The following is a 25,684-nucleotide window of genomic DNA, read 5'->3' on the forward strand; positions in this document are numbered from 1 at the left end:
GCTCCGGTGGCGGCGAAGAAGGCGACAGCTCCGGTGGCGGCGAAGAAGGCGACAGCTCCGGTGGCGGCGAAGAAGGCGACAGCTCCGGTGGCGGCGAAGAAGGTGAGTCCAACGGCAGTGGCTACACTAGCGGCGAAGAAAATGGCAGCGCAGTCGAACGTCCAGGCGAAGATCGCTAACTAAGCTTATCTGGTGTTGGTCAGATGACGAGAATATAGCTCGCGGACGCCAACATTCAGATCGCTCGATAACCGAGCTTAAACAAATGAAATGCCCGAACGTGGTTCGGGCATTATCTTTTTTCTTACCTGTTAGTCCCGCAACAATTCATTGATCCCGGTTTTCGAGCGGGTCTTTTCATCCACACGTTTCACGATCACCGCGCAGTACAAGCTGATATTGTTCTTTGATGGCATCGATCCGGCAACAACCACCGAATAGGGCGGCACTTCGCCATATGTGACCTCGCCGGTTTCGCGGTCAACGATCTTGGTCGACTTGCCGATGAACACGCCCATGCCCAGAACCGAGCCTTCGCGCACGATGCAGCCTTCGACCACCTCAGAGCGCGCGCCGATAAAGCAATTGTCTTCGATGATGGTGGGGCCTGCCTGCATCGGTTCCAACACACCACCGATGCCGACGCCGCCCGACAGGTGTACGTTCTTGCCGATCTGTGCGCAGGACCCCACGGTGGCCCAGGTGTCGACCATGGTGCCCTCATCGACATAAGCTCCCAGGTTCACGAAAGACGGCATCAGCACCACGCCGGGCGCGACATAGGCGGATTTGCGAACCACGCAGTTCGGCACGGCGCGGAACCCGGCGGTGCGCCACTGATCCTCGCCCCAACCCGCGAATTTGCTGTCCACCTTGTCCCACCAGCCGCCGGCCTGCGGACCGCCCGACTGAATCTCCATGTCCTTGATGCGGAAGCCCAGCAAAACCGCCTTTTTGGCCCACTGGTTCACATGCCAGTCGCCGCTGTCCATCTTTTCGGCAACACGCAGAGAACCGCTGTCCAGCGCGTTCAGCGTATCTTCGATCGCTTCGCGTTGTTCGCCAGAGGTGGCGGGGGTGATGGTATCGCGTGCCTCCCAGGCGGCTTCGATAGCGGCTTCCAGTTGCGCGTTGGACATTTGGCGGCTCCCTGCAGAATCTGTTCACGTTGGTGTTGCCTATACGCAAGCAGGGGACAGGCCGCAATGCGACGCAGAATGCGCGCTTTGCGGCTGATTGCTGCAGTTTCAGCCGTTCAATGGGTCCGGCGAGAGGTTCCCACCACAAACCAGCACCGCCACACGCTCACTGGGTTCCGGCTGATAGGCACCAGACAGCAGCGCAGCCAATGCGGTCGCGCCCGCTGGCTCTACCAGAATCCGATGCGTGCGCCACAGAACCTGCTGGGCTTCGGCGATGGCCTCGTCATTGACCAGAACCGATGCCAGCCCCTGCGCCAGTCCGAAACAGATCGACCCGATCCGCCGCGCGCCCAGCGCATTGGCGGCAATACCCGAAACGGTAACATCCACAGGCTCTCCGGCCTGAAGTGCCGCGTTCAGCGCGCATGAGGTTTCGGGCTCGACCGCCACAACCTTGCGCGCGCCCTGCAACCAGCCCAGCGCGCCCGCGATCAAGCCACCGCCGCCGACGGCAATCAAAACCGTGTCGGCCTGCAGACCCTGCGCCTCCCACTCGGCGAAACAGGTGCCCTGCCCGGCTACGGTTGCGGGCGCGTCATAGGCGTGGATTTGCATCGCACCTGTTGCCTCCTCATGCGCTTGCGCCCTGGTCAGCGCGTTAGCGTATTCGCCCGGCACCACGCTCAGATCCGCACCGGTCCGTTCGATCAGCGCGATCTTGGACGGCCCTGCCATTTCCGGCACGAAAATCTTTGCCGGATACCCCAATGCGCGCGCTGCAAAGGCCGCCGCCGCACCATGATTGCCGCCAGACGCTGCAACGATACCCGCCTTGGGCACATCCTGGCTCAGCAATGTATTGAACGCCCCGCGCGCCTTGAAACTGCCGGTATGCTGCAGGTGTTCCAGCTTCATCTCAACCGGGTAACCCAACCCCAAGGCCCGGCTTTCCATCACCGGCGTCACCTGCGCATAACCGTTGATCCTGTCGGCGGCCGCCAATATTTCACTCTTCCAATTCATTCTTGTTCTTCCGTGACTGGCACTCTGCCCGCGAACCCTATAGCTGTTTCAAGAACACGCAAGCAGGGAACCATCACTCATGAGAGAAGACCGCCTCAGCCCTTTCCGCGACGCGCAGACCGACCGCTCGACCGCGAGTGAGGTACCGGACACGCCGCAAACGCGCTCACCCGCGTATCGCCTTGCCTTTGCCGATGACGATTTCCTGTGCCGGGATGAGCTGCGCCCGGTGCGCCTGCAGCTGGAACTGCTGAAACCCGAGATGCTCATGACCGAGCGTGAGATCACCTCGACCATCGTCATGTTCGGCGGTGCGCGTATTCCCGAGCCGTCGCAGAAACACACCGCCCGGACCCAGACGCTGGCCAACCTGTCGGAGTACTATGACGAGGCCCGCGAATTCGCCCGGCTGATGACCGAGAAATCCAATGAAACCGGTTGCCGCGAGAACGTCATCGTCACCGGCGGTGGCCCCGGCGTGATGGAGGCGGGGAATCGCGGCGCGCAGGATGCAGGCGGCTGTTCCATCGGCCTGAATATCGTGTTGCCGCACGAACAAGCGCCGAACGAATACGTGACCCCCGAGCTCAGCTTCAACTTCCACTATTTCGCCATCCGCAAGATGCATTTCCTGATGCGCGCCCGCGCCATCACCATCTTTCCCGGCGGGTTCGGAACCATGGATGAACTGTTCGAATCCCTGACCCTGATCCAAACCGGTCGGATGGAGCGCGTGCCCTTCCTGCTGTTTGGCCGCGAGTTCTGGGAAAAGGTTATCAACTGGGAGGCGCTGGCCGATGCGGGCACCATCTCGGACGAAGACCTTGATCTGTTCCGGTTTGTCGACACGGCGCAAGAGGCGGTCGAGATCATCGAGAACTGGGAACCCGCCCCGCCCCGCGACGAAATACCGGGACGCTGAGCCATGGCCCCGAAGACCGGAGAGATGCTGCACCTGCGCGGCAATGCCTTGAACGCGGGTGAGCCGGTGACGCTGCCGCTGACCCAAAGCAGTATGTATCATCTGCCGGGCGTGACGGACGGCCTGCCCACATACGGCCGAGTCGACAACCCCACTTGGGAGCATCTGGAACATGTGCTGGCCCATCTTGAAGGTGCGCCCTGCCTGACTTTTCCGTCTGGCATGGGGGCAATTTCAGCCGCATTGTTTGCAACCCTGAAGGCCGGGTCGCACCTGCTGATTCCGTCGGATGGGTACTATGTCACGCGCGTGCTGGCCGATCAGTTCCTGTCCGGGCTGGGTGTAACGGTCACCGAACGCCCGACGGCCACCTTTACCGAGGGCGGGTTTGACGGCTTTGATGTGGTCTTTGTCGAAAGCCCCTCAAACCCCGGGCTGGACATGCTGGACCTGCCTGCTATCGCCACTGCTGTACGTGTAGCGGGCGGGATCACGATTGCTGATAACACGACCCTGACCCCGCTGGGCCAGCGTCCGCTGGACATGGGCATCGACGTGGTTGTGGCCTCGGATACGAAAGCCATGGGTGGGCATTCCGACCTGTTGATGGGCCACGTGGCCAGCCGCAATGCACAGATTATGGAACGGGTAGTAGAATGGCGTCGCGTTTCTGGGGCGATCCCCGGCCCGCATGAGGCTTGGCTGTTGCATCGCGGACTGGAAACGCTGGATGTGCGGTTCGACCGCATGTGTTCCTCGGCGCAGGTGCTGGCCGAACGGTTCGCCGTCCACTCGACGGTCAGGCAAATCCGCTATCCCGGTCTGCCTAGCGATCCATCGCATGCGCTGGCCACGGCACAGACGTCGCGGTTTGGGTTCCTGCTGTCGATCACGCTTGAGACCGAGGCCAAGGCCGAGGCCTTCATCAACGCCTGCCCGATGCTGCGTCCCGCAACCTCCTTTGGTGGCGTCCACAGTTCAGCAGAGCGCCGCGCGCGCTGGGGCGACGATGTCGACCCCGCCTTCATCCGCCTGTCTGTCGGCTGTGAACCGGTCGAGGAACTGTGGCAGGCGATTGAAATCAGCCTGAACGCGCTATGATTTCTTCTTGCGCTCACGCAATTCTGTAAACACATAGATCGGCAGCACTATGCTGGCGATCAGCGCCCCCAGCCAAACCAGAAGCGTGGCCGCCAACAGGTTCGAGATACCTCCAACCGTCAACCCGGCAGTGACAAGATCGGTTATCAGCAAGCCTACAAAGGTAACGATCAGCGCGATGCCGCCTTTCAGCGCGGGTGCTTTTTTCTCGCCCAGCTTCAGGATCAGCGGCTCGGCCACCACCTGCACCAGCGTAAAGACGATCACCACGACGATGAAAGAGATCGGCTTGATCGCAAACCCTGACAGCAGCAGCGTGGCCAGTAGCAACCCGATGGCATTACCGGCCAGCAGGGCCAAGGCGGATTTGATTCTGCGCGTCATGGGGGTCTCCGTCAGAAAATAATTCGAAACGTGCATATGTTAGCAGACTTTCGGGGTTTTGCGAGCGGTTTCAAAAGCCTCTTCCTTTTGGGTCCTTGAAATCGCATGATAAAACCAACCTGTTCAGCCCGACCCGCGAGAGGTGAGATGAGTGACGATCCCTATTCCGCTCTTGGTGTCGCCAAAGACGCCAGCGCCGCCGAAATCAAAAAGGCTTATCGGCGTATCGCCAAGGAATGCCACCCGGATCTAAAGCCCGGCGATGCCGAGGCCGAAGCCAAGTTTAAGGCGGCAGCCGCCGCTTACGACTTGCTCAAAGACCCCGAAAAGCGGGCGCAATTCGACAATGGTGAGATTGACGCCTCGGGTCAGGAACGCCCGCAGCAGCATTATTATCGCGACTACGCCGAGGCCGCCGGGAACCCTTATCGGGGACAGGCTGCAGACCCCGATGACATGTCGGACATCTTTGCCGAGTTCATGCGGGGCCGTGGCGGATACGGCCAGCGCACCCATGAATTCCACGCGCCGGGGCACAATCGAGGCTACAGCCTGCAGATCAGTTTTCTGGATGCGGTTTTTGGGGCCAGCCAGAAACTGACCCTGCCCGATGGCGACCGGATCGAAGTCAAGATTCCCGCTGGCATCACCGACGGCCAAACCATCCGCCTGCGCGGCAAAGGCGATCCGGGCTTTGGCGACGGACCGCCGGGTGATGCTCTAGTGACCGTCTCGGTTGCCAAACACCCCGTCTTCGATCGTCAGGGCGACGACATACATCTCACTCTGCCGATCACGATTGATGAGGCCATTCTGGGCGGCAAGGTCCCTGCACCCACCATCGACGGTGGCGTTAATGTCAGCGTTCCTGCGGGCACCAGCAGCGGCAAGACACTGCGCCTGCGCGGCAAAGGGGTTAAGAAACGCGGCTCAACCGAGCGCGGCGATCAGCTGATCGAACTGACCATCGCGATGCCCGGACAGATCGACGAAGACCTAAAGCAATTCATGGAGACTTGGCGCGAAAGCCACAGCTATGATCCGCGTAAAGGAATGCCGTCATGACCCGCACCCTGACCGAAGAGCAGCTGATCGCAACCATCACCCGTCTGACCTCGACCCGGTTGACCGAATACTTGGCCGCCGAGATCGTGATCCCCGAACAAACCGATCAGGGCTTGGTCTATCACAGCCTCGACGTCGCCCGTCTGGAACTGGCCTGCGAATTGCATGAGCAATACGAGATGGAACCCGACGCGCTGTCGATGATGATTTCGCTGATCGACCAGATGCACGGCCTGCGCGCAGAACTGCGCGAGGTGCTGAACGCGGTTGAGGCGCAGCCCGAACCCGTGCGTCAGACCCTGATCGAGGTGATCGGAGCCGCCCGCCTCAAGCGCAGTTGATCAATTGCCGACGATGTATTCTTCGGGCACGAAAAAGGTGTAGTCCCGGTCGGCCACCGCCTCGTGGCAATCATGGCAATAGGCGACCGAATTTGCGCGCGCACCCATCGTGTCCCCGAACAGCGATCCGTCTGGCATCACCATGATATAACGCCAGTCACCCGTGTCGGGGCTTTCGCCTTGGGCCAGTTTTTCCATTACGAACAAAGCGCCGGGATGGATATTGCCTTCATCCGTGACGGTCACGCTGTCCTTGGCCAAAACCGAGCCTTTGGGCAGCTTTTCCCCTTCGGCCAGCGTTCCGTAGTTATGAGCCATGCGATTAGCATAGCTGTTCACATACCGCTGACCATGGGTGGCCGAGATATAGGGCGCATCGTTGAACAATGGCCAGTTCTGATAATTCAGGAGCAAATCCAGTTGTGCAGCGCCATAACCCCGCGCCATGCGCCGCTGCAGGGATTCATAGATGCGCAATGCTTCCTCCTTGGACAAATCCGCTGGATTCTCGATGGCAATATGCGCGTCCTCACCAGTTGATTGCGCAAACCCGTCGGTTGCGGACAACCCCGAAATTGACAGCACTGTCAGTGAGATCGAAAACACACGTTTAAATCGTAAAAACATATGGATGGCCTACCTGTTTCTTAAGGTTCGCCTGAAAGCCGCCTATCATGTTTGAAATAAGATAGCGGCCCTGAACAAACGCGCCACGGCCAGACCACGGCTTTCACCGCTTTGTGCGCAAGAGTGACATGCGCCGATCCAGCCCCGACGCTTAAAACATACCAAATTTCGAATGCAAAGAACAGCAAGGCGAGAATTTATTTATTGTCGACCACTTGGCGACAATAACACGCCTCAGCTTTTCACCCCGGCTTCGGCCTCGATCTGTTTGCGCGATTTTCGGGCGCGTTCCGTGGCCGATTTCAATTGACCACAAGCCGCCATGATATCCTCGCCCCGCGTCTTGCGGATGGGTGAGGCGTAACCCGCCTGGTAAATGATATTCGCAAAGGCCCGGATGCGATTGTTCGAGCTGCGCTTGTACGGCGCGCCCGGCCATTCATTGAACGGGATCAGGTTGATCTTGGCCGGGATGTTATGACGCTTGATATGGTCGATCAGGCGATGCGCATCCTCGTCTCTGTCGTTCACGCCATCCAGCATCACATATTCAAAGGTGATCCGTTCGGAATTCGATGCGTTCGGATAGCTGGCCAGCGCACCCAGCAGTTCCTCGATATTCCAGCGCTTGTTGATCGGCACCAACACGTCACGGGTTTCATCCGTGGTGGCATGGAACGAGATCGCCAGCAGACAACCGATTTCCTCAGCCGTGCGCGCGATTTCAGGCACAACACCCGAGGTCGACAGGGTGATGCGGCGGCGCGACAGGGAAATCCCCTCGGGATCCATGGCGATCTTCATCGCGTCGCGGACGTTTTCGAAATTATACAGCGGCTCACCCATGCCCATCAGAACGATGTTCGACAGCAGGCGTGTTTCGTCTTTAGGCGCGCCGGGAACCGGCCATTCCTCAAGATCGTCGCGCGCCATCATCACCTGACCGACAATCTCGGCCGCGGTCAGGTTGCGCACAAGTTTCTGCGTGCCGGTGTGGCAGAAGGAACAGGTCAGCGTGCAACCCACCTGAGACGAGATGCACAGCGTGCCGCGATCTTCTTCGGGGATGTACACGACCTCAACCTCGTGCCCGCCCGCAATACGGCATAGGTATTTGCGGGTGCCGTCCTCAGACACCTGACGCGTAACAACCTCAGGGATTTCGATCACAAAGTTTTCGGCCAGTTGTGCGCGATAGGCCTTGGCCAGATTGGTCATCTCGGCAAAGTCGCGCACACCCCATTGATAAATCCATTGCCAGATCTGACCGGTGCGCATCTTGGCCTGCTTTTCCGGCGTGCCATGTTCGATCAAAACCTCACGCAGCTGGGCGCGGGTCAGGCCGACAAGGTTAATCTTCCCCTCGGGCAATTTGCGGGGGATGGTCATGACATCTTGAGTAATCGGCGCTTTGGGCGACATGTGGTTATCTCAACGGATTCTGGCTTGGGATGCGCCTCTATATAGGATCGCTGGCAAAGATCAAAAGGAATCGTATCAATCAATTCGCAAAGCGCAGCAACTCGTCCACACGCGCGCGTCCCAGATCGACCCGGCACGCGGTGATGGCGATGCCAGTACCGGACCCTCCGCCATAGGAAGCGCCCACCGCTTCGCACTGCGCATCGCGGTAGCTTGCCCAGGCTGATTGCGAAGCTTCCAAGGCGGGCTGCGCCACCACCCGCTCGGTGATCTCGTCCAACTCTTTGGCCGATTGCATGGCAAATCCGTAGCTCTCCTCCAGCGCCAGACTGACCCGATCTTCCATCTCGCCAACACACGCCCCAATTTCCACCTGAGAACTTGCGTCTGAACATTCCAACGTTGGGTCTGCCAGTGCCGCAGAGGAAAACAACAATATGATCAATACGTACCGCATAACTCGCTCCTGCCAGAGGTTCCCACTGCCGACGGTAGCACGCGAACTACTGCGCCCCAAATACAGATTGGCCGCACCGTCAACGCCGATGCGGCCGAAATCAATGCTATCAGGTAAGCCGCTTCAGATGCCCGCTGGCAGGATATCGCAATCTGCTGCATCCAAAGTTTTTACCGGATCCTCTGGCCCACATTGCTCACCGGATACGGGGTAGGTTTCAGAATCTTTTTCACACGCGCTCAACAACACGGCGGCTGCCATCATCAGCGCGACAATAGGCTTATTCAGCATTCGTAAGCTCCTTCTATTCAGCTGAACTAATTAGTTCAGAAATGTCGGAGGCTCGCTTTGATACGGATCAAACTTGCAGACAGACGTGGCGTAAAGCCGACACTTGGCGCTTCAAAAAAAAAGAAAACCCCGCCAAATGGCGGGGTCTCGCGTGTCTTCAGATACGTATCAGTTTGTGCAGCGTTTTTCGGCGTCTTCTATCGCTGCCGTGAAACCCAGCAACGAGAATGTGTCCTTGGTCTGCGTCCCACGCTCGGACCGGGCGGTCAGAACAGCCTCAGTGCCCCGCTTCATCGCTGCAACCACCTTGAGGTCTTCGCCTTCGGTTGCAGGCCAGGCCCATTCGCCTTCGGTGATCAGTTCAAACTCGGTCCCGTCGATTTCAAGATTGACGGTTGAGCCTGCCGCGAACGGATAGCCGCCGGTAAAGGTCACTTGCCCCTTCACCTCGGCGTTGGGACGATAGAACACGAACAGCAGGATATCGCTGCGGCGGACCGAGACCACCCGGCCACCGCGTGTGTTGACGGTTTCCTTGGGTGCAGACACGCTCCAGCATTCGGTGGGATCGTCTTCGACGAACACGCTCCAATCGGTTTTGGCTGCCACACGGTTGGTGCTTGACGCCTGCTGAGCGGTTGCCGTAGTGGCCATCCCTGCCATGCACAGGCCCGCGATTACACGGACGAGTTTCAATCCCATCTGTCCAGCCTCCTAGCTCGACCTATTACCTCATACCCATCGGAAAAGCCTGCGCACCCTGCCGGTTCGTCTGTAAGTTGCGTATTCCGATGATTGTCGACATACACACACTAACGCAGGTTTCGCCACAGGCGAAAGGGCGATTGGCAGAATTTTGCGCATATTACGGAGAGGCCTGATGACGCAGCCGGTACCAATGACAGAACTATGGCGCGGCCCCTTGTTGGAAAGCCTGCATCTGGGCCATGCAGTGATCTGTGATGACAGTGGCCAGATCGTACAAAGCTGGGGTGATCCAAGTGCGATTATCTACCCACGATCTTCGGCCAAGATGATCCAAGGTCTGCCGCTGATCACCTCAGGCGCCGCGGCGAAATATGGGCTGAACAGCGAGCATCTGGCACTGGCTTGCGCCTCACACAGCGGCGCGCATATCCACACTGACCGCGTGACCGCCTGGTTGGACCATCTGAACCTGTCCGAACATGACCTGCGCTGCGGCCCGCAAGAGCCGCAGGATATGGCCGCGCGCGACGGATTGATTCTGGCCGACGACACGCCTTGCCAGATTCACAATAACTGTTCGGGCAAGCATTGCGGGTTCCTGACCGTGGCCCAGCATATGGGAGCCGGGCCGGAGTATCTGGAAATCGACCACCCAGTTCAGCAGGCCTGTTTGTCAGCCATCGAAGAAACAACCGGTGAGGCCAGCCCCGCCTATGGGATAGACGGATGTTCAGCGCCGAACTTTGCCACCTCGCTGGTGGGGTTGGCGCGATCGATGGCGTGGTTTGCCTCGGCCGCCGACCGGTCGGACCGGGCCAGCGACGCGGCGCAGCAACTGACCGCCGCGATGATCAAGCATCCCGAACTGGTTGCCGGCGAAAGCCGCGCCTGTACCGAACTGATGCGCGCGATGGAGGGCCGCGCCGCGATCAAGACCGGGGCCGAAGCTGTTTTCATCGCCATCATTCCGGAAAAACGCATGGGCGTGGCACTGAAGATCACAGACGGCACCACGCGTGCCGCTGAATGTGCCATCGCATCCATTCTTGTCCATCTGGGTGTGCTGGAGGCCGAAAACCCGGCCACCCGCAATTTCATGAACGCCATTCAGTACAGCCGCCGCGGGCTGGAATGCGGCATCATCAAGCCTGCGCCGGGTTTCCCCGGCTAAGGCGATCACATCTCGATCGGATGAATCTCGGCAACTTCGACCGAGCCTGATCCGTTGACGACCATGGGGCAGCCCTTGGCCATCTCGTTGGCGGCGTCGATGCTGTCGGCCCTGATGACCGTGAACCCCGAGGCCGGGTTGGCACCGCCATTGTCGACAACACCGCTGTTGCTGACGGTATAGGACTGGCCCACCGGGTTGCCGGGGATGTCCAGCGCATCGCCCATATTCTGGAACCATGCGCCCCAGGCGGCCATGGTCGCTTCGATTTCGGCGGGGTCGGTTGGGGTGTGACCGCCGTGATAGACAAACAAGAACTGAGGCATTTCTCTTCCTCCCTAATGAAAATCTTAAAACTGAGCTTCCAGCTTGCGCAGTGACGAAGTCCAACCCTGATTGTGGTTGGCCGCGACCTCGGCATCGGCCAATTCGCGGTGATCAAGAACCAGCTTTGCACCAGCTTCCGTCGCTGTGACCGTCAGCGTCACGTGGCTTTCCGCTCCGCGCTGATCCTGATCGTCATGCCAGGCCCAGGTGAACCCCACTGAATTCGGCGGATCAACATGGGTCACCTGCCCGGATACTTTGTATCGCTGCCCTTCGGCATTCACCATGACCGAGTGCCACGGCCCAAGGCGTGAAAAATCCAAATCATGTTCGGGCACATGCATCCCTTCGGGGCCCCACCACTGCAACAGCTTTGCACCATCGCTGATCCAGGCAAACAGGTTTTCCTGGGATGTGGGAAACGCGCGTTCCAATTTCAGGTCGGCCATGAATTCTCCCTTTCAATCAAATCGTTCAAACGGTCGAGGCTGCTTTCCCAGAATTGCCGTTTCGATATGGTCCATTCCGCGATGGTCCGCAGCCCCTCGGGCTGGATGGAATACATGCGTTGACTGCCCTGCACTCGCTGCTGCACCAGCCCGGCGGCGCGCAACACCTTCAGATGGCGCGAGATCGCGGCCCCGGACATGCCGCGACCTTCGATCAGGTCACCAGCGGGCAGTTCACCGTCTTGCATTAACTGCTCGACGATCGAGAATCGGGTGGCATCGGACAATGCCGAAAATGCGGTCAGAAGCGTGTTCATGACCATTGTTTAACATTTTTGTTAAATAAAGGGAAGCCCCTTGCGATCAGACCTCGGTATAGGCCGCGCGGGAATAGCCCTGCAGGTACAGCAAAGCAGTCAGATCTCCGTAATTGATCCGAATATCGCATTTGGCGGCGACCGAAGGTTTGGCATGCAGCGCCACACCGGTTCCGGCCCGGCTCAGCATGCCCAGATCATTGGCGCCATCGCCCACGGCAATCACGTCGGCCTCGGACAGGCCCAGCCGCTTGGTAATCTGCGCCAGCGCATCCACCTTGGCCTGTTTGCCCAGAATCGGGCGCTGTACATCGCCGGTCAGCTTGCCCTTTTCGGCCAGCAATGTATTGGCGCGGTTTTCATCAAAGCCAAGCAGATCAGCCACCCTCGCGGTGAAGGCCGTAAACCCACCCGACACCAGGGCCGCATAGCCCCCGTTCAGGCGCATCGTCGCAACCAGTTCCTTACCGCCCGGCATCAATGTAATGCGTTCGTTCAGAACCTTGTCGATCACCGCCTCATCCAAGCCCTTCAGTAGGCCGACACGTTCAATCAGCGCACCTTCGAAATCAAGCTCACCATTCATGGCCCGCGCGGTAATGTCTTTGACGCGATCGCCCACGCCCGCCTCATCGGCCAGTTCGTCAATACATTCCTGCTGGATCATGGTGCTGTCCATATCGGCCAGCAGCATCAGCTTGCGGCGTTTCCCGAACGGCTGCACGATCAGGTCGACCTCTAACAACTGCAGCTCTGCCCAGACGTCCCACTGATTATCAGGCAGCTCGGGAAACGTGAACTGCGCCGCCTCATCTTCGCTGAGCCAAACCAGATCGCCCCCGCCCCACGCGTTGCACAACGACTCGACCAAAGCCTGCTCGAGCTTCGGCATGTTCGGATTGGTCAACAGAGTGGCTACGTACATCATCGGTCTCCTGCAGGCTCCCCCGCGCATAACGCAGGGGCCGCCAATTCACCAGAGACAGTTGATATGTTTACCCCAGAATGCCAGGCAATCGCAGCCCATGGGCGCGGGCGCAATCCTTTGCAATTTCATACCCAGCATCCGCATGCCGCCACACGCCCGAGGCCGGATCGTTCCACAGCACACGTTCCAACCGTCGGGCCGCGTCCTCGGTACCATCGGCACAGATCACCACACCCGCATGTTGAGAGAACCCCATGCCGACCCCACCACCGTGATGCAGCGAGACCCAGGTCGCGCCGCTGGCGGTGTTGATCAGAGCATTCAGCAGCGGCCAATCGCTTACGGCGTCAGACCCGTCCAACATCGCCTCGGTCTCGCGGTTCGGGCTAGCGACGGAACCGCTGTCCAAGTGATCCCGGCCGATCACGACCGGCGCTTTCAGCTCACCATTGGCCACCATCTCATTGAACGCCAACCCGGCGCGGTGGCGGTCGCCCAACCCGATCCAGCAAATCCGCGCAGGCAGGCCCTGAAACGCAATCCGTTCCTGCGCCATGTCGAGCCAGCGGTGCAGATGTTCGTTCTCGGGGAACAGCTCTTTCATCTTGGCGTCGGTCTTATAGATATCCTCGGGGTCGCCTGACAACGCACACCAGCGGAACGGACCGATGCCTTTGCAAAACAGCGGACGGATATAGGCGGGTACGAAACCGGGGAAGGCAAAAGCGTTCTCCAACCCCTCATCCTGTGCCACCTGCCGGATGTTGTTACCGTAATCCAGCGTCGGCACGCCCGCGTTCCAAAAATCAACCATCGCGGCGACGTGTTGTTTCATCGACGCCCGCGCAGCCTTTTCAACTGCTTTAGGGTCTGTTTCACGCATTTCACGCCACTGCGCCATGGACCAACCAATTGGCAAGTAGCCGTTGATCGGATCATGGGCGCTGGTCTGATCGGTGACGATATCGGGATACGGGCGGACGCCTTCGTTCCCTCTTTTGAAGATTTCTGGGAACACCTCGGCCGCGTTACCCAACAGGCCCACGGATTTTGCCTCGCCCGCTTTGGTCCAGCGGTCGATCATCTCCAACGCTTCGTCCAGAGTCTCGGCCTTTTCGTCGAGGTATTTGGTGCGCAGGCGGAAATCGATACTGTCTGAATTACATTCGACCGCCAGACAGCAGGCACCGGCAAAAACGGCGGCCAGCGGTTGCGCGCCCCCCATGCCGCCTAAGCCCCCGGTCAGAATCCACTTGCCGGTCAAGTCGCCGCCATAGTGTTGACGTCCTGCCTCAGCAAAAGTCTCGTACGTACCCTGAACGATGCCTTGAGTGCCAATGTAGATCCATGAACCGGCCGTCATCTGGCCGTACATCATCAGACCCTTCTTATCGAGCTCGTTGAAGTGATCCCAGGTTGCCCAATGGGGCACTAGGTTGGAATTGGCAATCAGCACGCGGGGCGCGTCCTTGTGCGTCCGCACAATGGCGACCGGCTTGCCGGATTGAACGATCAGGGTTTCGTCCTCTTCCAGATCCTTCAAACCGTCCACAATAGTATCGAAATCCTTCCACGTGCGGGCCGCGCGGCCGATACCGCCATAGACCACCAGTTCATGCGGGTTTTCGGCCACGTCCGGGTGCAGGTTGTTCATTAACATCCGCAGCGGGGCCTCAGTCAGCCAGCTTTTGGCGTTCAGCTCGGGGCCTGTCGGCGGATAGATATCGCGCGTGTTCTTGCGAGGGTCGGTCATGGGATCGTCTCCAATGCAGTGTCTTGGATGGCTTCAAGAATATCGCGCAGCCAACGACGCAGGCGGTTGGCCTTGGCAGTATCATAACTCCACGGGGCGGCCTCGGCTGTCAGGTAAGTGGATTGCGCCAGTTCCATCTGTATGGCGTGCAGACCGTCGGCCGGACGGCCATAGTGGCGAGTCGTCCAGCCACCCCGGAACCGCCCGTTCAGAACGGTGCTGTAGGGCGATGATGCGGCAAATTCATGTGCAATAGACTCTATGTCTGGCGCGCAGGTCACTCCCCCATCCGTCCCGATATTCATGTCGGGCAACATGCCTTCAAACAGAAATGGAATGCGACTGCGGATCGAGTGGCAATCGAATAGAACAGCCACGCCGTGCTTTGCCCGCACGCGCTCCAACTCTTCGGCAAGTGCGGCATGATAGGGTGCATGGAAGGTTTCGCGCCTCTGACCGATCTCATCCTCTGACGGTTCCTGCCCGTCGCGCCAGATCGGTTGCCCATCGAAATCGGTCAATGGCACCAGCGTTGTCGTGTTTTGCCCTGGGTAAAGCGAAACACCGTCGGGATCGCGATTGGCGTCGATGACATAGCGATGAACATGCGACTGAACCACCGTCGCACCACTCAAAAGCTTTTCATAGAGCCTGTTTATGTGCCAATCCGTGTCCGCCAATGCACGCCCACTGTCATTGAGACGAGCTGCAATGTCATCCGGCACATAGGTCCCACCATGCGGTTGTCCCAAGACGATAGGGCCATCCCCGTGATGCACGCTAACCACCTGCATCACACCACCTCGGGCATTGGGGTGCCAACGGCCCGTAGGATCGACGCCCCGGCTACCAGTTGTTTCGCGGTCTCCAACTCAGGGGCCAGATAACGATCTTCGGTCAGGGCCGGAATGTCAGCCCGCAACCGAGCAATGACCTGCTGCAAAGGCCCGCTGGTGACCAGAGGCGCGCGAAATTCAACCCCTTGAGCTGCACACAGTAGTTCCACACCCAGAATGTAGTTCAAATTCTCGACCATTCGGATCAGGCGCCGCGCACCATGGGCCGCCATCGAAACATGATCCTCCTGGTTGGCCGAGGTTGGGGTGCTGTCGGTGACACAGGGATTGGCGAGGTGCTTGTTCTCGCTCATCAATGCCGCGGTGGTGACCTCCGCAATCATCAGGCCAGAATTCAACCCCGGATCAGGTGTCAGGAAAGGCGGCAAATCAAAGCTGAGTGTCGGGTCCACCATCAAGGCAATGCGACGCTGCGCGATGGCACCGATCTCGGACACGGCCAGCGCGATCATATCAGCGGCGAACCCTACAGGTTCAGCATGGAAATTCCCGCCCGAGACAATCCCGTCGGCCAGAACCAGCGGATTGTCGGTGGCTGCGTTGGCCTCAACCTCAAGCGTGGCGGCGGCCTGCCGCAATACATCCATTGCTGCGCCCGTGACCTGCGGTTGACAGCGAATGCAATAAGGATCCTGAACGCGGGTGTCGCCCTCACGGTGACTTTCCCGAATTTCCGACCCGTCCAGCACGGCGCGCATGGCGCCGGCGGCTTCGGTCTGGCCACGATGACCGCGCAAAGTGTGGATTTCAGGCCGCAGGGGTGCGGTGGACCCCATGATCGCATCGGTCGACAAAGCCGAAACAACCAGTGCACTTTGCGCCGCACGCCAAGCCTCGCACAACCCAGCCAAAGCAAAGGCGGTTGAAAACTGGGTGCCGTTGATAAAGGCCAATCCTTCCTTGGGGCCTAGCTGAATAGGCTCTAAACCAGCGGTTTTCAACGCCTCATTCCCCGGCAGAACAGTGCCGTTCACCTCCGCCTCTCCCGCGCCAATGACCACTGCGGTCATATGGGCCAACGGCGCCAGGTCGCCCGATGCTCCAACCGAACCTTGTGCCGGGATCACCGGAGTGACCCCGCGGACCAGCATCTGCTGCAACAGCTCGATCAGCTCCCACCGCACGCCCGATGCACCGCGACCGAAGGACAACAGCTTGAGTGTCATCATCAGCCGGGTCAGCCTTTGCGGTATGGCGGGACCAACACCGCAACAATGGCTGAGGATCAGGTTGCGCTGCAGGGTCGAGGTGTCCTGCGGCGCGATTTTGAGGCTGGCCAGTTTCCCAAAACCGGTATTGACGCCATAGACGGGGTCATCGCCCCGAGCCGCCGCCTGAATACGTTGCGCCGCCGCATCGACTGCGGGCTTGCAGTCAGAATCCAGTGAAACAGCCGTTTGATCCCAATAGATCTCGGCCAGCTGCGCCAAAGAAACCTGACCGGGCTGCAAAATCAGAGACGTCATTCGATCCCTCCGAAAAGACGTTTGTGCAGTGGGTTGAAGCCGACGCGATAGGCCAGTTCCGCCGGATGAGTGACATTCCAGATCGCCAGATCCGCCCTATGCCCCAGCGCGAGAGTGCCCGCATCGTTGATCCCCAACGCGCGCGCGGCGTTGCGGGTGACACCAGCCAGCGCCTCTTCAGGCGTCAGACGAAACAGCGTGCAGCCCATGTTCATGGTCAGCAGCAGCGAGGTCAGCGGCGAAGAACCGGGATTGCAGTCGGTTGCCAGGGCCATTGGCACTTGATGCTGGCGCAGCAGATCAACGGGTGGCACCTGCGTTTCTCGCAGTGTGTAAAACGCGCCCGGCAACAGCACGGCCGTGGTTCCGGCCTTTGCCATGGCTGATACACCATTGGCATCCAGGTATTCGATGTGATCCGCCGACAAAGCCCCGTAAGAGGCCGCCAGTTGCGCCCCCCCCTGATTGGACAACTGCTCGGCATGCAGTTTCACCGGCAGGCCCAGCTCTTGCGCCACATCAAAAACCAGGGCGATTTGTGCGGGGTTAAAGGCGATTCCTTCGCAGAACCCATCCACCGCGTCCACCAGCCCCTCGGCATGGGCCGCGCGCAGGGTTGGGATGCAGACCTCGCGAATATAGTCGTCGGGGCATTCGGCATATTCCGGCGGCACCGCATGTGCGCCCAGAAAGCTGGTTTTAACGCGGACAGGGCGGGATTCACCGATCCGGCGGGCAACGCGCAGCATCTTCAATTCGGCCTCGGTATCCAACCCATAGCCCGACTTGACCTCAAGGGTGCTGACACCCTCGGCAATCAGGGCGTCCACGCGGGTTAGAGCATCTGACAAAAGCATCTCAGCGCTGGCGGACCGCGTGGCGTTGACCGTGGAGAGGATACCACCCCCGGCACGGGCGATGTCCTCGTATGAGGCGCCATTCAGCCGCATTTCGAACTCAGTTGCGCGGTTTCCGCCAAACACCACATGGGTATGCGCGTCAATCAGCGCCGGAGTGATCAACTGTTCACCGAAATCCTCGACCAGCCAATCGGCATATTCCGGCGGCAGGTCCTGGCGTTCGCCGACCCAGACAATCTTTGCCCCGTTAACGGCGATCGCTGCATCCCGACACAGTCCATAGGGCGTGCCCCCTTCTGACATCGTGGCCATCCTGGCGCTGAGTAAGACCGCTTTTCTGGTCATGGCGATTCTTTTCGGCTCCCCTCTTGTTTGATTTTTATGTATAGGTGTAAAGGTATGAAGTCTACACATTATGGAAATCAAAATGCAGATTCATGCCAAGACAGCTTTATTAGGCTCTGATTGGGTTCACGATGTGCGAGTAGAAATCGACCATGGGCGTATCAGCCAGGTGCAGTATCAGGTGTCGGCATTGCCCGATGATACGCGCGTTGACGTTCTTTTGCCCGCTTTGGCAAACCTGCACAGCCACGCCTTTCAACGGGCCATGGCGGGCATGACGGAAACCCGCATGGCCGGACGCGAGAGTTTCTGGACATGGCGCAACCTGATGTATCGCTTTCTGGATCGGTTGACGCCCGACCAGATCGAAGCCATCGCCGCACTGGTTTTCATGGAGATGCAGGAGGCCGGGTATGCCTCGGTCGGTGAATTCCACTATGTCCATCACCAACCCGGCGGAGCGGCCTACGATCAACTCTCGGAACTAAGCCAGCGTATCTTTTCCGCCGCGCACCAGTCAGGGATCGGTCTGACTCATTTACCGGTCCTCTACACCTATGGCGGCGTTGCGCAGGACCCGCTGTCAGGTGGGCAGTTGCGGTTCAGCAATGATGTGTCCCGGTTTTTGAATTTGGTGGATGATTGCCGTAATAAACTGCCACACACTGACTCTATATTGGGGGTTGCGCCACATTCCCTGCGCGCAACTTCACCGACAGACCTGCGCGAACTGCTGCAAAACACACCCAAGGGTCCGGTCCATATCCATATCGCCGAACAGGTTCAGGAAGTCGCCGACGTACAATCCGCGTTGGGCCAGCGTCCGGTGGCCTGGCTGCTGGACAATGCAGACGTGAACGCGCGGTGGTGTCTGATCCATGCCACCCATATGACCGATGCCGAAACCCGCACACTGGCCCAGTCCGGTGCTGTGGCGGGGCTGTGCCCGATCACCGAGGCCAATCTGGGCGATGGTATTTTCAACGGCGCGACCTACGTCGCAGAAAACGGACGATTCGGGGTCGGATCAGACTCTAATATTAGGATTTCCTTGCCCGAAGAACTGCGCACCCTGGAATACTCCCAACGTCTGCGTGATCAACAGCGGGCGGTCCTGGTACCGGGCGAAGGCTCGGTCGGGCACGCTCTTTATACCGGTGCCGCGCAAGGTGGTGCGCAAGCACTTGGACGTAACGCTGGTGAGGTTGCCGAGGGCAAGTTAGCTGATCTGCTGGCCATTGACCGGACCCACCCGACGCTCTGCGCATTGACGGACGATCAATTGCTGGATGGACTGTGTTTTGCCGCCCCTGATGGGCTGGTAATTGACTTGTGGTCTGCCGGACGCCACATGGTGAAACAGGGCCGCCACGTCGCACGTGACCAGATCATATCCGCCTATAGATCCGCGATTGCGGGCCTGCTGGCCTCGGTCTAAAGGAACGGTCATCATGCCCCAATCCAGTGACACCACCAGCTACAAAGACATCAAGAAAACCGTTCTGTCCCGCATCCGATCGGGCGAGTGGCAGCCCGACTCTCTGTTGCCCAACGAACAAGATCTTGCGGTCGAGTTTTCCTGCACCCGCACAACAGTGAACCGCGCCCTGCGGGAGTTAGCTGACGAGGGCTATCTGGAACGCCGGCGCAAGGCTGGTACGCGGGTGTTGAGCGCACCGCAGCGACAGGCCCGTTTCACCATCCCCATGGTCCGGGACGAGGTTGAGGCGATGGGCGGCACGTATCGCTATGCGCTGGTTTCTTCTAAGTTAGAGACTGCTCCGGAATGGCTAAGCGCCCGATTGGCTCTGTCTGAGGAGCAAAGCGTGATGCATGTTCGCTGCATGCATTTCAACGGCAACACGCCGTTTCAGTTTGAGGATCGCTGGATCGTCACGGCCTCGGTCCCGCAGGTGGAGCAGGCAGATTTCTCGCAGATCGGACCGAATGAGTGGCTGATCCAGACCCTGCCCTTCACCAATGTCGAACTGAGTTTTCTGGCCAGCCGTGCCGATACAACACTCGCCGGGTTTCTGGACGTCCCCGAAGGAGAACCCGTCTTTACCGGAGAGCGCACCACCTGGTTGCAGGGTCAGCCTGTGACCTTTGCCAAGATGTTCTTTGCCGCCGGGTATCGCATGACCACGCAATTCTAAACCGCGCCCGGATTTCTCTTTACCCTCTGCTCAATCCGATACAGATTCACTCAAGATTGAGCAGACGCAAAGGAAAGACGAAATGGGTAACCCGCTGTACGAACGGCTGTTTGGCATTCACGCGGGCAAACACACACCGTTTCTTCATCTTCCTGATGGTCAGATCCTGACCCATGCCGATTTTCTGGACATGGCCGCGCAGATCGCCAATACCCTAAGCGGATACGAACTTGAGCCCGGTGAACGCGTGGCCGTACAGGTGGAAAAATCGCCCCAGGCGCTGGCACTCTATGCTGCCTGCGTGCAGACCGGATTGATCTTTCTGCCACTGAATACCGGATACACCACGGCCGAGTTGCAATATTTCATCGAAAACAGCGGTGCGAAACTGGTTGTCTGTGACGCCGCAAAAGAACAGGGGCTGGCCCCCATCGCCGCCGCCCAAGACGCCCGGTTAGAGACGCTCAACGCCGATGGTTCGGGAAGCCTTATGCGGCGGGCGCTGGGGATGTTACCCGCGTTTGAGCCGGTCCAGCGGTCCGAGGATGATCTGGCCGCATTCCTTTATACTTCGGGCACAACGGGACGATCGAAGGGCGCGATGCTGACGCATGCCAATCTGCTGTCAAACGCTGAAACGCTAGTGCAGGAGTGGCGGTTCACGGCGGATGACGTGCTGCTGCATGCGCTGCCAATCTTTCACACGCACGGGCTGTTCGTGGCGACAAATGTGGCGCTGTCCGCGGGCGGGTCGATGATCTTTTTGCCGAAATTCGATCTTGAAGGCATGTTGCGGCTGATGCCGCAGGCCACGACGATGATGGGAGTTCCAACCTTTTACACCCGCTTACTGGGCGATGAGCGGTTCACCGGCGATCTGACCCGGCACATGCGTTTGTTCATCTCGGGCTCGGCGCCGTTACTGGCGGAGACCCATGAGCGGTTCGAGGCGCGCACTGGCCACCGTATCCTTGAGAGGTACGGCATGACCGAGACCAACATGAGCACTTCGAACCCCCATGACGGCGAACGTCGTCCAGGCACGGTAGGCTTTCCCCTGCCCGGCGTCGAACTGAAGGTGACCGACCCTGAAACTGGTGCAGACTTGCCGCAGGGTGAGATCGGCATGCTTGAGGTGCGCGGTCCCAACGTGTTTCAGGGCTATTGGCAAATGCCCGAGAAAACCGCCGCCGAGCTGCGCGATGACGGGTTTTTCATCACCGGCGATCTGGGGCGTTTGGATGCGGACGGGTATGTCCACATCGTCGGGCGCGGCAAGGACCTGATCATCTCGGGCGGGTACAACATTTACCCCAAAGAGGTTGAGCTGGTTCTGGATGACCAGCCGGGCGTGTTGGAAAGCGCCGTGATCGGCGTGCCGCACCCAGATTTCGGCGAAACACCGGTCGGCATTCTGGTGCCCGAGCCGGGACAGACACTGGACCCCGAGGCCATTCTGGCCAACGTGCAGAACTCGCTGGCCCGGTTCAAACACCCGCGCAAACTGATCGTGCTGGAAGAGCTGCCCCGCAACACGATGGGCAAGGTGCAAAAGAATTTCCTGCGTGAGGACTACAAGGACCTGTTCACCAAGGGTTAAGGGATCAGCGGCACACGGCCATCGTTGGTGAGCAGCCAGCAATCCCGGCCCTCAAACACCGCCGGAACCAACGGTCGCCCCATCCCGGCACCTCCGTCCAGATTGATCCGGTTACCGCGATGCTCAGCCTGTTCCGCAGGTGTGTGCCCATGGACCACCAGCCACGGGTGCGGTCCCGGATCATCCAGAAACTCGCCCCGTATCCAGATCAGGTCTTCCTCGGTCTGATCGGCCAGCGATACACCGGGGCGAATCCCGGCATGGACGAACAGAACCTCATCCTGGTGATGGTACGTCACCAGCCGGTTCAGAAAGTCGACATGGTCCGACGGCACCGCTGCCCTTGCGCGGTCGAGAATTTTGTAAACGCGTTCTTCTTCGGTGTACGTCACACCGTACGACGCCAACGTCTCGGTCCCGCCCAAACGCGCATGCAGCCAGTGTTCGCCGATCCGCAATTTGGCCTCGGCGGTCGAACCATCGTGCATGAATCTGGCGAACATCCGGTCATGATTGCCCAACAGAAAAACCCAGTTCCGTCCGACCTTTTGCCCAGCGACCAAAAGGTCCAGAACGCCACGACAATCCGGCCCACGATCTACATAGTCACCCAAAAACACTATCCGCGCATCCCGCCCACCATCCTGTTCGATAAGGTGCAGCGCATTTTCAAGCATCTCTAACTGCCCGTGGATATCGCCGATGGCGTAGATGGCGGATGTCATGAAAATCCCTCGGATAAACGCGTACCCGGCTTTTGGCGCGAAATGCGTGTCAGGAAAAGAAAATACCCGCGCCTTGAGGGGCGCGGGCAAGAATTGTTCCAGAAATTCAACACTGCTTAGGCGACGTCGAACTCCAGCGGTTTGATCTGGGTGAACAGACCGGTTTCCGCCAGCTTGGCGCGCGCCTCGGCCGGAACCGGCTCGTCCACGTAAAGCAACGCAATGGCTTCGCCGCCTGCTTCCGCCCGGCCAAGAGTAAAGTTGGCGATGTTGACGTCATTGTCACCCATGGTCTGACCCAGTGCACCGATGATGCCCGGCACGTCCTCGTTGGTGGTGTAGAGCATGTGCGCACCCACCTCGGCCTCGATATTGATACCCTTGATCTGGATGAAACGTGGCTTGCCGTCGCTGAAGACCGTGCCCCCGATCGAGCGTTCGCGCTTTTCGGTCACCACGGTCACTTTGATATAGCCTTCGAACGCACCGGACTTGTCCTGGTTGGTGGTCGAGATTTGAATGCCGCGCTCTTTGGCGACGACCGGAGCCGAGACCATGTTCACCTCGGGGTTGAACTTCTTCATGATCCCCGCCACGACCGAGCAGTTCAGGGCCGCCAGGTTCATCTCGGAGGCGACACCGTCATAGAGGATGTTAATCGCCTTGATCGGCTCATCTGTCATTTGACCGATGAAGCTGCCCAAGTGACCGGCCAGCTTGATCCACGGCCCCATGATCTTGGCTTCTTCGGCGGTGACGCTGGGCATGTTCAGCGCGTTTTCCACCGCTCCTGTCAGCAGATAGTTCGAGATCTGCTCGGCCACCTGCAGCGCCACGTTTTCCTGCGCCTCGGTCGTGGCCGCACCCAGATGCGGCGTGCAGACGACGTTGGGCAGGTTGAACAGGGCGTTTTCCTTGGCCGGTTCCTCGCTGAACACGTCAAAGGCCGCACCGGCCACATGACCGGATTGCAGCGCCTCGGACAGCGCGTCCTCGTCGACCAGACCACCACGGGCACAGTTGACGATGCGCACGCCTTTCTTGGTCTTGGCCAGGTTTTCGCGGCTCAGGATATTGCGGGTCTGGTCCGTCAGCGGCACGTGCAGGGTGATGAAATCAGCGCGTGACAGCAGTTCGTCCAGTTCGACTTTCTCTACGCCCATCTTGGCGGCTTTCTCTTCGCCCAGATAGGGATCGTAGGCGATGACCTTCATCTTCAGGCCCAAGGCGCGTTCGCAAACGATGCCGCCGATATTGCCCGCGCCGATGACGCCAAGGGTCTTGTTGGTCAGCTCGATTCCCATGAACTTGGACTTTTCCCACTTACCCGCATGGGTCGAGGTACTGGCCTCGGGGATTTGCCGCGCAACGGCGAACATCATGGCAATCGCATGTTCGGCCGTTGTGATCATGTTGCCAAAAGGCGTGTTCATCACGATCACGCCTTTTTTCGAGGCAGCCTCTTTGTCCACATTGTCCGTGCCGATGCCAGCGCGGCCAATGACTTTCAGGTTGTCAGCCTTTTCAAGCAGGGTCGGCGTGACCTTGGTGGCCGAACGGATGGCAAGGCCGTCATACTGACCGATCACCTCGGCCAGCTTGTCTTTGTCCTTGCCAAGATCGGGCATGAAATCCACATCGATGCCGCGATCCCGGAAGATTTGAACGGCGGTTTCGCTGAGCTTGTCAGATACGAGTACTTTGGGGGCCATATCTCTGGTCCTTGAATTGTAGGGAAGGTCCGGGCCTGATGAGGCCCGGTGAAAAAGGTCAGGCGGCTTCGGTTTGCGCCGCGATCTCGGCCTCAAAAGCCCAGGCCAGCCAGGGCAGCATCGCCTCGATATCCGAGGTTTCGACCGTACCACCGCACCAGATGCGCAGGCCCGCAGGCGCGTCGCGATAGGCGCCGATATCCAGCGCGATATTCTCGGCCTCCAGCCGTTTCGCCACGGCTTTGGAAAAGACTGCGCCATCTTGAATGCGGTCATCGGTGAACTTCAGGCAGACCGAAGTGTTCGACTGCGTCGCAGCATCCTCGGCCAGATTGGCGATCCAGTCGTTCCGGTCACAGAATGCATGCACCGCACCGGCATTGGCATCAGCTCGGGCGATCAGCCCTTGCAGACCACCAACCGAGCGCGCCCAATCCAGCGCGAACAGGTAATCTTCGACCGCCAGCATCGAAGGCGTGTTGATCGTCGCACCGGTAAAGATGCCGTCGATCAGCTTGCCGCCTTTGGTCAGGCGGAAAATCTTCGGCAGCGGCCAGGCAGGAGTATAGCTTTCCAGCCGCTCCACCGCACGGGGTGACAGGATCAGAATCCCATGCGCGGCCTCACCACCCAGCACCTTCTGCCAGCTGAATGTGGTGACATCCAACTTGCCCCAGGGCAGGTCCATCGCAAAGGCTGCGCTGGTCGCATCACAAATTGTCAGACCCTGACGTTCGTCGGCGATCCAGTCCCCATTGGGGACCCGCACACCCGAGGTGGTGCCGTTCCATGTAAACACAACGTCATTGGCGAAATCGACGGATGCGAGATCAACGATCTGCCCGTACTCGGCCGTTTTCACCTCGGCGTCGATCTTCAGCTGTTTGACAACATCGGTCACCCAACCCGAGCCAAAGCTCTCCCACGCCAGCATCTCGACCTTGCGTTCGCCCAATAGCGACCACAGCGCCATCTCGACCGCGCCGGTGTCCGAGGCGGGAACGATGCCGATCTTGTAATCTGCCGGAATGCCCAGCACCTCGCGCGTGCCTTCAATGGCCGCCTTCAGCTTGTCCTTGCCAACGGCTGCACGGTGCGACCGACCCAGCGCGGCATCGGCCAGTTTGGACAGATCAAATGTGGGGGGTTTGGCGCAGGGGCCCGAGGAAAAACGCGGATTCGCCGGCCGCGTTGCCGGTTGTTCGATGGTCATGTGTATTACCCTTCCAGATACACGCCCCTCGTTGGGGAGGGGTGTCCCACGGACAGGGGTATGAGGCCTTCGCAGATCCAGCAAGCAAAAAAGACCGTTCACCCGCAGAAAACGACATAGGGTGGGTGCGCAATTTGGAACACAGGTTTCCTATTGGCGAAAAACCCCGCCGGTATTCCGGCGGGGTTTTATGTTTTGTGTTTATTCTGCGGCTTCTTCGTATGCGTCCATTGGTGGGCATGTGCAGACGAGGTTTCTGTCGCCATATGCGTTGTCGACGCGGTTAACGGGGGACCAGTATTTGTCGACGCCCATGGAGCCT

The 25,684-nt window shown here is 59.2% G+C and carries 27 protein-coding genes; 8 read left to right on the forward strand and 19 right to left on the reverse strand.

The genetic code is table 11. From position 1 onward, the window contains the following. Positions 1-311: 311 nt before the first annotated feature. Together dapD and ACR0DL_RS21035 are read right to left on the reverse strand one after the other, a co-directional pair. Positions 312-1,139: a 2,3,4,5-tetrahydropyridine-2,6-dicarboxylate N-succinyltransferase gene (gene dapD, locus ACR0DL_RS21030; RefSeq protein WP_170400127.1), complete on the reverse strand. Its 828-nt coding sequence runs from the start codon at positions 1,137-1,139 to the stop codon at positions 312-314. 108 nt (positions 1,140-1,247) lie between these two features. After that, a complete protein-coding gene (locus ACR0DL_RS21035; protein WP_480691198.1) occupies positions 1,248-2,165 on the reverse strand; it encodes a threonine/serine dehydratase in 918 nt (305 codons plus the stop codon). Positions 2,166-2,244: 79 nt separating this feature from the next. On the opposite strand from ACR0DL_RS21035, the gene ACR0DL_RS21040 reads away from it, so the two are divergent. Together ACR0DL_RS21040 and ACR0DL_RS21045 are read left to right on the forward strand one after the other, a co-directional pair. After that, positions 2,245-3,087: an LOG family protein gene (locus ACR0DL_RS21040; RefSeq protein WP_170351106.1), complete on the forward strand. Its 843-nt coding sequence runs from the start codon at positions 2,245-2,247 to the stop codon at positions 3,085-3,087. 3 nt (positions 3,088-3,090) lie between these two features. Beyond that, complete coding sequence (locus ACR0DL_RS21045; protein ID WP_480691200.1) at positions 3,091-4,188, forward strand: cystathionine gamma-lyase; 1,098 nt, start codon at positions 3,091-3,093, stop codon at positions 4,186-4,188. Here ACR0DL_RS21045 and ACR0DL_RS21050 read toward each other — a convergent pair. Beyond that, positions 4,183-4,572, reverse strand: coding sequence for a hypothetical protein (locus ACR0DL_RS21050; protein WP_480691202.1), 390 nt, complete (start codon positions 4,570-4,572; stop codon positions 4,183-4,185). The genes ACR0DL_RS21045 and ACR0DL_RS21050 overlap by 6 nt on opposite strands. A 147-nt stretch (positions 4,573-4,719) precedes the next feature. On the opposite strand from ACR0DL_RS21050, the gene ACR0DL_RS21055 reads away from it, so the two are divergent. Continuing rightward, positions 4,720-5,637 carry a DnaJ C-terminal domain-containing protein gene (locus tag ACR0DL_RS21055; RefSeq protein WP_480691204.1) on the forward strand — a complete coding sequence of 306 codons (918 nt, stop codon included), beginning with the start codon at positions 4,720-4,722 and terminating at the stop codon, positions 5,635-5,637. Then, positions 5,634-5,978 carry a hypothetical protein gene (locus ACR0DL_RS21060; protein ID WP_480691206.1) on the forward strand — a complete coding sequence of 115 codons (345 nt, stop codon included), beginning with the start codon at positions 5,634-5,636 and terminating at the stop codon, positions 5,976-5,978. Before ACR0DL_RS21055 ends, ACR0DL_RS21060 begins: the two co-directional genes overlap by 4 nt. Here ACR0DL_RS21060 and ACR0DL_RS21065 read toward each other — a convergent pair whose 3' ends face one another. The 5 genes from ACR0DL_RS21065 to ACR0DL_RS21085 form a co-directional block, all read right to left on the reverse strand. Next, positions 5,979-6,605 (reverse strand): cytochrome P460 family protein, encoded by a 627-nt coding sequence (locus ACR0DL_RS21065; RefSeq protein ID WP_170413991.1) that lies wholly within the window; start codon positions 6,603-6,605, stop codon positions 5,979-5,981. A gap of 234 nt (positions 6,606-6,839) precedes the next feature. After that, entirely contained in the window at positions 6,840-8,027 is a 1,188-nt protein-coding gene (gene rlmN, locus ACR0DL_RS21070; RefSeq protein ID WP_170378193.1) for a dual-specificity RNA methyltransferase RlmN, read from the reverse strand. 79 nt (positions 8,028-8,106) lie between these two features. Then, a complete protein-coding gene (locus ACR0DL_RS21075; protein WP_170362802.1) occupies positions 8,107-8,484 on the reverse strand; it encodes a lysozyme inhibitor LprI family protein in 378 nt (125 codons plus the stop codon). A gap of 123 nt (positions 8,485-8,607) precedes the next feature. Next, a complete protein-coding gene (locus ACR0DL_RS21080) occupies positions 8,608-8,775 on the reverse strand; it encodes a hypothetical protein (protein ID WP_425081768.1) in 168 nt (55 codons plus the stop codon). Between the two features lie 168 nt (positions 8,776-8,943). Continuing rightward, positions 8,944-9,477 carry an invasion associated locus B family protein gene (locus ACR0DL_RS21085; RefSeq protein WP_170351115.1) on the reverse strand — a complete coding sequence of 178 codons (534 nt, stop codon included), beginning with the start codon at positions 9,475-9,477 and terminating at the stop codon, positions 8,944-8,946. Positions 9,478-9,655: 178 nt separating this feature from the next. On the opposite strand from ACR0DL_RS21085, the gene ACR0DL_RS21090 reads away from it, so the two are divergent. After that, positions 9,656-10,654 carry an asparaginase gene (locus tag ACR0DL_RS21090; RefSeq protein WP_480691208.1) on the forward strand — a complete coding sequence of 333 codons (999 nt, stop codon included), beginning with the start codon at positions 9,656-9,658 and terminating at the stop codon, positions 10,652-10,654. A 5-nt stretch (positions 10,655-10,659) separates the two neighbouring features. Here ACR0DL_RS21090 and ACR0DL_RS21095 read toward each other — a convergent pair whose 3' ends face one another. The 8 genes from ACR0DL_RS21095 to hutI form a co-directional block, all read right to left on the reverse strand. Continuing rightward, positions 10,660-10,980, reverse strand: a complete 321-nt coding sequence (locus tag ACR0DL_RS21095) for a YciI family protein (RefSeq protein ID WP_170351117.1) — start codon at positions 10,978-10,980, stop codon at positions 10,660-10,662. 24 nt (positions 10,981-11,004) lie between these two features. Further along, positions 11,005-11,430 carry an SRPBCC family protein gene (locus ACR0DL_RS21100; RefSeq protein WP_170351118.1) on the reverse strand — a complete coding sequence of 142 codons (426 nt, stop codon included), beginning with the start codon at positions 11,428-11,430 and terminating at the stop codon, positions 11,005-11,007. Further along, the gene (locus ACR0DL_RS21105; protein ID WP_170362806.1) at positions 11,418-11,747 is read right to left on the reverse strand and encodes an ArsR/SmtB family transcription factor; all 330 of its coding nucleotides are present in this window, start codon (positions 11,745-11,747) and stop codon (positions 11,418-11,420) included. The genes ACR0DL_RS21100 and ACR0DL_RS21105 overlap by 13 nt, the downstream gene beginning before the upstream one ends. Positions 11,748-11,793: 46 nt before the next feature. Beyond that, complete coding sequence (serB, locus tag ACR0DL_RS21110) at positions 11,794-12,672, reverse strand: phosphoserine phosphatase SerB (RefSeq protein WP_480691210.1); 879 nt, start codon at positions 12,670-12,672, stop codon at positions 11,794-11,796. Between the two features lie 70 nt (positions 12,673-12,742). Continuing rightward, complete coding sequence (hutU, locus tag ACR0DL_RS21115) at positions 12,743-14,428, reverse strand: urocanate hydratase (RefSeq protein ID WP_480691212.1); 1,686 nt, start codon at positions 14,426-14,428, stop codon at positions 12,743-12,745. After that, positions 14,425-15,222: an N-formylglutamate deformylase gene (gene hutG, locus ACR0DL_RS21120; RefSeq protein WP_480691214.1), complete on the reverse strand. Its 798-nt coding sequence runs from the start codon at positions 15,220-15,222 to the stop codon at positions 14,425-14,427. The genes hutU and hutG overlap by 4 nt, the downstream gene beginning before the upstream one ends. Then, positions 15,222-16,751, reverse strand: a complete 1,530-nt coding sequence (gene hutH, locus ACR0DL_RS21125; protein ID WP_480691216.1) for a histidine ammonia-lyase — start codon at positions 16,749-16,751, stop codon at positions 15,222-15,224. The genes hutG and hutH overlap by 1 nt, the downstream gene beginning before the upstream one ends. Next, positions 16,748-17,956, reverse strand: a complete 1,209-nt coding sequence (gene hutI / locus ACR0DL_RS21130) for an imidazolonepropionase (RefSeq protein WP_480691218.1) — start codon at positions 17,954-17,956, stop codon at positions 16,748-16,750. Before hutI ends, hutH begins: the two co-directional genes overlap by 4 nt. An 82-nt stretch (positions 17,957-18,038) precedes the next feature. On the opposite strand from hutI, the gene ACR0DL_RS21135 reads away from it, so the two are divergent. From ACR0DL_RS21135 to ACR0DL_RS21145, 3 genes are all read left to right on the forward strand, one after another. Next, on the forward strand, positions 18,039-19,394 hold the full coding sequence (locus ACR0DL_RS21135; RefSeq protein ID WP_480691219.1) for a formimidoylglutamate deiminase: 1,356 nt from the start codon (positions 18,039-18,041) through the stop codon (positions 19,392-19,394). Between the two features lie 13 nt (positions 19,395-19,407). After that, positions 19,408-20,112 (forward strand): GntR family transcriptional regulator, encoded by a 705-nt coding sequence (locus ACR0DL_RS21140; protein WP_170362821.1) that lies wholly within the window; start codon positions 19,408-19,410, stop codon positions 20,110-20,112. An 82-nt stretch (positions 20,113-20,194) separates the two neighbouring features. Further along, positions 20,195-21,712: a malonate--CoA ligase gene (locus ACR0DL_RS21145; RefSeq protein ID WP_480691221.1), complete on the forward strand. Its 1,518-nt coding sequence runs from the start codon at positions 20,195-20,197 to the stop codon at positions 21,710-21,712. Here ACR0DL_RS21145 and ACR0DL_RS21150 read toward each other — a convergent pair. The 3 genes from ACR0DL_RS21150 to ACR0DL_RS21160 form a co-directional block, all read right to left on the reverse strand. Next, complete coding sequence (locus ACR0DL_RS21150; RefSeq protein WP_480691223.1) at positions 21,709-22,437, reverse strand: metallophosphoesterase family protein; 729 nt, start codon at positions 22,435-22,437, stop codon at positions 21,709-21,711. The genes ACR0DL_RS21145 and ACR0DL_RS21150 overlap by 4 nt on opposite strands. Positions 22,438-22,553: 116 nt before the next feature. Then, entirely contained in the window at positions 22,554-24,149 is a 1,596-nt protein-coding gene (serA, locus tag ACR0DL_RS21155; protein ID WP_170400093.1) for a phosphoglycerate dehydrogenase, read from the reverse strand. 58 nt (positions 24,150-24,207) lie between these two features. Next, the gene (locus tag ACR0DL_RS21160; protein WP_480691225.1) at positions 24,208-25,362 is read right to left on the reverse strand and encodes a phosphoserine transaminase; all 1,155 of its coding nucleotides are present in this window, start codon (positions 25,360-25,362) and stop codon (positions 24,208-24,210) included. Between the last annotated feature and the right edge of the window lie 322 nt (positions 25,363-25,684).

The sequence above is a fragment of the Ruegeria sp. BB5 genome (assembly GCF_056539405.1).

Coding starts and splice junctions, on each gene's coding strand:
- ACR0DL_RS21060 (WP_480691206.1), top strand. CDS start 5,634: ATGACCCGCACCCTGACCGAAGAGCAGCTGATCGCAACCATCACCCGT.
- ACR0DL_RS21085 (WP_170351115.1), bottom strand. CDS start 9,477: ATGGGATTGAAACTCGTCCGTGTAATCGCGGGCCTGTGCATGGCAGGG.
- hutI (WP_480691218.1), bottom strand. CDS start 17,956: ATGACCAGAAAAGCGGTCTTACTCAGCGCCAGGATGGCCACGATGTCA.
- ACR0DL_RS21075 (WP_170362802.1), bottom strand. CDS start 8,484: ATGCGGTACGTATTGATCATATTGTTGTTTTCCTCTGCGGCACTGGCA.
- hutH (WP_480691216.1), bottom strand. CDS start 16,751: ATGACGTCTCTGATTTTGCAGCCCGGTCAGGTTTCTTTGGCGCAGCTG.
- ACR0DL_RS21100 (WP_170351118.1), bottom strand. CDS start 11,430: ATGGCCGACCTGAAATTGGAACGCGCGTTTCCCACATCCCAGGAAAAC.
- ACR0DL_RS21090 (WP_480691208.1), top strand. CDS start 9,656: ATGACGCAGCCGGTACCAATGACAGAACTATGGCGCGGCCCCTTGTTG.
- ACR0DL_RS21105 (WP_170362806.1), bottom strand. CDS start 11,747: ATGAACACGCTTCTGACCGCATTTTCGGCATTGTCCGATGCCACCCGA.
- ACR0DL_RS21050 (WP_480691202.1), bottom strand. CDS start 4,572: ATGACGCGCAGAATCAAATCCGCCTTGGCCCTGCTGGCCGGTAATGCC.
- rlmN (WP_170378193.1), bottom strand. CDS start 8,027: ATGTCGCCCAAAGCGCCGATTACTCAAGATGTCATGACCATCCCCCGC.
- ACR0DL_RS21080 (WP_425081768.1), bottom strand. CDS start 8,775: ATGCTGAATAAGCCTATTGTCGCGCTGATGATGGCAGCCGCCGTGTTG.
- ACR0DL_RS21035 (WP_480691198.1), bottom strand. CDS start 2,165: ATGAATTGGAAGAGTGAAATATTGGCGGCCGCCGACAGGATCAACGGT.
- serB (WP_480691210.1), bottom strand. CDS start 12,672: ATGTACGTAGCCACTCTGTTGACCAATCCGAACATGCCGAAGCTCGAG.
- ACR0DL_RS21150 (WP_480691223.1), bottom strand. CDS start 22,437: ATGACATCCGCCATCTACGCCATCGGCGATATCCACGGGCAGTTAGAG.
- ACR0DL_RS21055 (WP_480691204.1), top strand. CDS start 4,720: ATGAGTGACGATCCCTATTCCGCTCTTGGTGTCGCCAAAGACGCCAGC.
- hutG (WP_480691214.1), bottom strand. CDS start 15,222: ATGCAGGTGGTTAGCGTGCATCACGGGGATGGCCCTATCGTCTTGGGA.
- ACR0DL_RS21140 (WP_170362821.1), top strand. CDS start 19,408: ATGCCCCAATCCAGTGACACCACCAGCTACAAAGACATCAAGAAAACC.
- ACR0DL_RS21095 (WP_170351117.1), bottom strand. CDS start 10,980: ATGCCTCAGTTCTTGTTTGTCTATCACGGCGGTCACACCCCAACCGAC.
- ACR0DL_RS21135 (WP_480691219.1), top strand. CDS start 18,039: ATGCAGATTCATGCCAAGACAGCTTTATTAGGCTCTGATTGGGTTCAC.
- dapD (WP_170400127.1), bottom strand. CDS start 1,139: ATGTCCAACGCGCAACTGGAAGCCGCTATCGAAGCCGCCTGGGAGGCA.
- ACR0DL_RS21045 (WP_480691200.1), top strand. CDS start 3,091: ATGGCCCCGAAGACCGGAGAGATGCTGCACCTGCGCGGCAATGCCTTG.
- ACR0DL_RS21065 (WP_170413991.1), bottom strand. CDS start 6,605: ATGTTTTTACGATTTAAACGTGTGTTTTCGATCTCACTGACAGTGCTG.
- ACR0DL_RS21160 (WP_480691225.1), bottom strand. CDS start 25,362: ATGACCATCGAACAACCGGCAACGCGGCCGGCGAATCCGCGTTTTTCC.
- hutU (WP_480691212.1), bottom strand. CDS start 14,428: ATGACCGACCCTCGCAAGAACACGCGCGATATCTATCCGCCGACAGGC.
- ACR0DL_RS21145 (WP_480691221.1), top strand. CDS start 20,195: ATGGGTAACCCGCTGTACGAACGGCTGTTTGGCATTCACGCGGGCAAA.
- serA (WP_170400093.1), bottom strand. CDS start 24,149: ATGGCCCCCAAAGTACTCGTATCTGACAAGCTCAGCGAAACCGCCGTT.
- ACR0DL_RS21040 (WP_170351106.1), top strand. CDS start 2,245: ATGAGAGAAGACCGCCTCAGCCCTTTCCGCGACGCGCAGACCGACCGC.